Source organism: Ruegeria sp. BH8 (assembly GCF_056538065.1).
On the sequence record NZ_JBQFSP010000038.1, the window covers coordinates 1 to 5,063 of the forward strand.

A 5,063-nucleotide genomic window follows, 5' to 3' on the forward strand; every position below is an offset into this window, starting at 1 on the left:
GTTCTTCCGTTTCGACATCTCTGATCTCCTCTTCGTCGAAGATCAGCAAACAACAAATCGTAGCTTACGTCAGTGTCCGAAATTCAGGGGGTAGCTCAGGTAACGGCACGGCATCCGCAAACTCGACTGGCACAAACTCCACATCAGCGGCATCCCGAACCTCATCGGGTTCTTCCTCAGGCGCAAAACGGGGGTCACGGAGCCATTTGTGGATCAGATTGGTGTTCATCGAATACCGACGCGCCACCTGCGCAACCGATACACCCGATGCCCGCGTTTGCGCACAGATCGAACGCTTCTCGTCATCCGACCAAAACCGCTTCTTCTGACCCTTCTTGCCCGCCATAGAGCGCCCCATGATGTCCACTATCGATAGTGGACATCTTTAACACTCTCTCCCGAACGCCGTCAGAGCGGGGAAGCCGGACGGATACTGACGAACTTTGTATTTATGCTTTCAAGAATAGAGGTCCGGTCATTATTGAACCTCTTCATGTAACGTGCGTTCCAAAAAACGCCGATGGAACTTTTCGTTATGAAGATCAGTATTTTCAAGGGATGTCAGCAGCAGAACTGACAGTTGGAATGACTGAGGACGGCCTCCTTGAAGATGCTCAAACGGTAGCAGGTATGTTGCATATTCCCTTGGCTTTCTTTGCTCTGATGGATTCGCCCGAAAGCGGTTTAGAGGTTTCCGCAAAAAAGACAGATTTCGCGGCGCGCAAGGTAAAGAAAAAAGCAATCAAAGACCGGATTATGCCGACCGTGCGTTTGCCATCCTCCAACACCGTCAAGTTGAGCGAGATTGGCACAATTCATAATGAAGCAGTGAGACAAGAAGCTGGGGCCAAGACTTCAAACAATAGCGGCAAGCGAGCCAGCCCGAGGCGTCATCCTGTGCGCGGTTCGATGGTATGGAGGGACGGCAAACAGTATTGGCGGCGGCCACATTATCGCGGTATTGGTGCTGACTCTGTTAGTGTGACCAAGGTAGTTGATGATGGGACACAACTACACGGACAAAAAGATCAAAGCCACGACGAAGGATAGGGCGTAGAAATGGATGAAATCGAGCTGAAACGGCTATAGGCAGAAATCACACCGCTTATCGCAGAAATCAACCAAGGCGCTCGGATGATGGATGCAGAAACAGATGAAGAAAAGAAGCTATCAGGCTCGTCGGTTGTGAACAAAGCTGTTGCAAAATCTCAGAGCTTTGTGCACATGAATCCCGCTTGATTGAGCGCCTAATCCTAAAGAGATTGGGCGAGTGGGCTTGGCGCATGGTGAAGGCTATCACCTGGTCCCGTCGCGCGCGGTATTTGGCTTCATCAGCGCGTCACCAATCCGCTGATCGTCGATTGGGACTCATTTGACATCTGACATCCATGGAACAATTCTACTCTGAGGGCTAAATCAAGGATCGAGAGCCAGCAAGCAAACTTTCGCTCAAAGTTTGTAAGCCCCTTGTTTGTCACATTTCTTTTACATAGCGTTTCTCCCTAATTTACAATTTAAGCGAGATTATTATGTTTGATATTATTATCATCGGTGGCGGTGTTGCAGGTTTAATGTCCGCCTATAAGTTTACGCAAATCGGGTTATCCGTAGCCGTCATTGAAAAAAGCCCCACGCTGGCCTCGGGACCATCCACTCGAAACGAAGGGTGGTTGCATCGAGGTTCATATCATGCCGCATCGATAGCAGATCGAACAACAGCGATACAGGTAGCGCAGCGTTGCATTTACGGTCACGAGCAACTGTTAAGCTTCTGTCCTGAAGCTATCGAAGATAGGGACAAGCGGCCCTTGGCAATGCTCGCTGATGGCCACAGAACAGATGAGGTGATGTCTCGATGGGATGAAGCTGGCGTGTATTACCGCCAACTGACGACTAAAGAGGCACAAGTGCGCTGCAAAACTGCCGATTTCTCCAGGGCAGCTGCCCAGTTCGAAGTCAAAGACGTCAGTATCAATACACGACTGCTGTACAGGAAGCTTGTCGCGCAGGCCAAGTATGCGGGCTGCGAATTTTACCTCGGGTGCGAGATCCAGGCGATCGACGGTACGCAGGTGGTTGTTGTCGATAGGGATGCTCAGCGTAGAAAACTATCCGCGCAGAAAATTCTCTACACCGCGGGCGGAGGCGCCGCCGCGCTGCTTCAGAGGTTTCATGCCGTGACATTGCCGGTTCGGTACTGGAAAAGTCACCTCGTGGTAACCCGACGCCTTGCGGATATGGGTGTATTCTATCTCGACCCGAACGAAGCTGCCATGATGCACCATGGCGAAGTCAGCATCATCGGGTTCAATGAAGACGCATTGCTCAGCGAAACGCCTGACTATGATGTGATACCTGAACACGCCAACAATTTGCGTTTGGGCATCGGCCGAATTTTTCCCAACTGGCGACCTAATGGCGCCATTGATGTGGCATGTGTGAAAGTAGACCTTGCCGTCGATCGCAAAGACGCCCGATCCTTGAATATTGCAATTCAGGAGCCGGTAAAAAATCACATCGTTGCACTGCCTGGAAAGCTAACAGAGACCCCTTACCTCACCGACATTCTTGCATCAAAAATTCACGGGAGCATTGAAGAACCCTTAGTGTCTCAGAGACCATGCGATACATTTGAAACAAACGCATTGGCGGCAGAATAATGCTGGACCTTAAAAGGCTGGATGCGGCCCGTGAACACAAGGGTTTCCTGAGCATTGACGCAACAATGGAGCTGGGAACCAACAATACGATCCTTGATCCGTTTTCCATTTTGATATCGTCGAATGTGACTGTTGGTGAAGGCAATGTTTTTTATCCGGGTGTCACAGTAAACTCAGTCGCCGATGCTCAAATCGACATAGGGAACGGCAATGAATTTCATAGCGGAACTTTGCTTGTCGCGACACATGGTGGAATTTCAATAGGATCTCACAACCAATTTGGTGACGGCGGCTTCACTGCCAAGTCTAACCGACCCGGCGCTTTTGTTGTAATTGGTGACCGCGGTCGATACGCGAACAATCCATCAGTGTTTGGTGAAACCCGTCTTGAAGACGGTTCTCAGATACTTGGCAATATCGTCGTTGAATCTTGCATTCTGGAGTCAGGAGCGTCGTTCGAAGAGATTGAGCCGGATAAGAGAGGCGCCGTACTCAAGGGCTGGGGTGTCGCGCGCATGATCAGGGTCGCAAGAGGGCATGTCATCAACGGTGAAGGCAATTTCGAAGAGGCATTCACACTGCCGCAATCTCATTTCCACCCGAAAGTAAAATAGCATGAGTAGGTTCAACCTAGGACTCGGACTGCTTTCAATTGGCAGACCCTGGGGAGTGAGTCAAAGTACCCCTCCATCAAGAAATGACGCTATCGATCTGATAATTGAGGCCAGGTCAATCGGCGTGAACTTCTTCGACACAGCGCCGGCCTATGGCGCCAGCGAGGAGATCTTGGGAGCGGCAATAAAATCTGCTCCCAACGATTTTTCTTACGCCACGGTGGCCACCAAGGTCGGCGAATACTGGATTCCCGAAACGCGATCGACATACGTTGAACACAGCTACGATTGTATGCGCCAAAGCATTGATCGCAGCTTAGGTTTATTGGGTCGTATCGACATCCTGCAAATCCACAAAGCAACGTCCGATGTACTCGCACGAAAAGAGATCGAAAAAGTTGTTTCCTATGCCCGCGGTCTTGGCGTCACAGAGTTTGGCGTTTCTGTTTCGGATCAAGACGCCGCTACGCGGGCAGCGGAAAGCGGAATGTTCAACTGGCTACAGTTTCCACTGAACATCAGAAATCAGAATTTGGCGTTAGTTCCCAGCCTGCTCAGGCGAGCTGGCATCAAGGCTATAATCAATCGACCATTTGCCATGGGAAAAATTGCTGAAGACGGTGCTCTTGGCCGGGCCAAGGCTTTTGAATTCCTGTTCGCAGCTGATCTGCCACCTGGGTCCGTGATATTGAGTGGGACATCTTCTGTCTCACACCTAATTGAAAACAAATCCAGTTTTGAGAGTGCATTGAATGAGTTGGATAGCCTTCGGCATTCTGGCGGGCATAGTTCTAGGATTCTATGACTACTGGACAAAGAAGGCCATGGCAGGGAACGGTGTCTTTGCCGTTGTCTTCTGGTCGTCGATGTTTGGCGCTGCAGCCTGGTTACCATTTTTTACCCCCTTAACTGCATCCAGTTCTTTCTATGTCGATATTGCACAAACTAACTTCGCCGATCAGATCCTGATATTGGTGAAAGGCTTGGCGATGACGGCATCTTGGCTATTCGCTTACTTTTCTGTTCGCGAGTTGCCAATGTCGTTTTCCGGGGCCGTCAGGGCATCCGGTCCGATTTGGACTCTACTAGGAGGAATGGTGGTCTTTGGCGAATTTCTCACGCCAACCCAACTCACAGCAGTTTTTGTCTCTGTGTTCGCTTATTATATTTTGTCACGGATCGGAAAGTCGGAAGGTATTTCTGCGCTCAGAAGCCTTCCGCTCGCGATGATGCTAATTGCTACCATTCTTTCGGCTATGACGACTGTCTATGACAAGTACATCGTTCAAATGATCGGATTGGCTTCAGGTGAAATTCAAGCTTGGTCGGCGATTCATCGGTTTCTGATGGCAGGCGCCGTATTCGGCTTCGTAGCCTGGAAACAAGAGGCCGTTCCCAGTCTTAGATGGTCAATATGGGTTCCTCTGACGGGGCTGTCGTGGGTTTTTGCCGAATGGATTTACTTTCTTGCCATAGCAGATCCTGCAGCGAATGTGACTTACCTTTCCATTTTTCGACGCACCAGCCTTGTCGTAGGATTCTTGCTGTCGGTTACTCTGATTGGAGAACGTAACGTTGGGAAAAAATCTATCGTAATTGCCCTGATTCTGGTCTCGACAATAACACTGGTTCTAGAAAATTGATCATACCCGTTTGAGCTGCGAGGACGTGCGCAATCCCAACGGTATTGGTCGGCAGGGCATTGCCAACTTGTTTGCACGCGGTTGATGGCGGTCTGGTCTGCGTCCGTTAGGCGGTCATTTCGAGAGCGTAACCGTCCCAGAGGCCG

6 protein-coding genes are annotated in these 5,063 nt (G+C 50.2%); 5 read left to right on the forward strand and 1 reads right to left on the reverse strand.

What is annotated here, in order from left to right; genetic code table 11:
• Positions 1-64 precede the first annotated feature (64 nt).
• Positions 65-346 carry a transposase gene (locus ACR0AD_RS20900; RefSeq protein ID WP_480489483.1) on the reverse strand — a complete coding sequence of 94 codons (282 nt, stop codon included), beginning with the start codon at positions 344-346 and terminating at the stop codon, positions 65-67.
• Positions 347-375: 29 nt separating this feature from the next.
• Here ACR0AD_RS20900 and ACR0AD_RS20905 point away from each other — a divergent pair, with 29 nt between their 5' ends.
• The 5 genes from ACR0AD_RS20905 to ACR0AD_RS20925 all read left to right on the forward strand — a co-directional run bounded on the left by ACR0AD_RS20905 (position 376) and on the right by ACR0AD_RS20925 (position 4,917).
• Entirely contained in the window at positions 376-1,050 is a 675-nt protein-coding gene (locus ACR0AD_RS20905; protein WP_480489484.1) for a hypothetical protein, read from the forward strand.
• Between the two features lie 479 nt (positions 1,051-1,529).
• A complete protein-coding gene (locus tag ACR0AD_RS20910; protein ID WP_480489485.1) occupies positions 1,530-2,660 on the forward strand; it encodes an NAD(P)/FAD-dependent oxidoreductase in 1,131 nt (376 codons plus the stop codon).
• Positions 2,660-3,274, forward strand: coding sequence for a hypothetical protein (locus ACR0AD_RS20915; RefSeq protein ID WP_480489486.1), 615 nt, complete (start codon positions 2,660-2,662; stop codon positions 3,272-3,274). Before ACR0AD_RS20910 ends, ACR0AD_RS20915 begins: the two co-directional genes overlap by 1 nt.
• Before the next feature lies 1 nt (position 3,275).
• Entirely contained in the window at positions 3,276-4,079 is an 804-nt protein-coding gene (locus tag ACR0AD_RS20920) for an aldo/keto reductase (protein WP_480489487.1), read from the forward strand.
• Positions 4,027-4,917 carry an EamA family transporter gene (locus ACR0AD_RS20925; protein ID WP_480489488.1) on the forward strand — a complete coding sequence of 297 codons (891 nt, stop codon included), beginning with the start codon at positions 4,027-4,029 and terminating at the stop codon, positions 4,915-4,917. Before ACR0AD_RS20920 ends, ACR0AD_RS20925 begins: the two co-directional genes overlap by 53 nt.
• Positions 4,918-5,063: the final 146 nt, after the last annotated feature.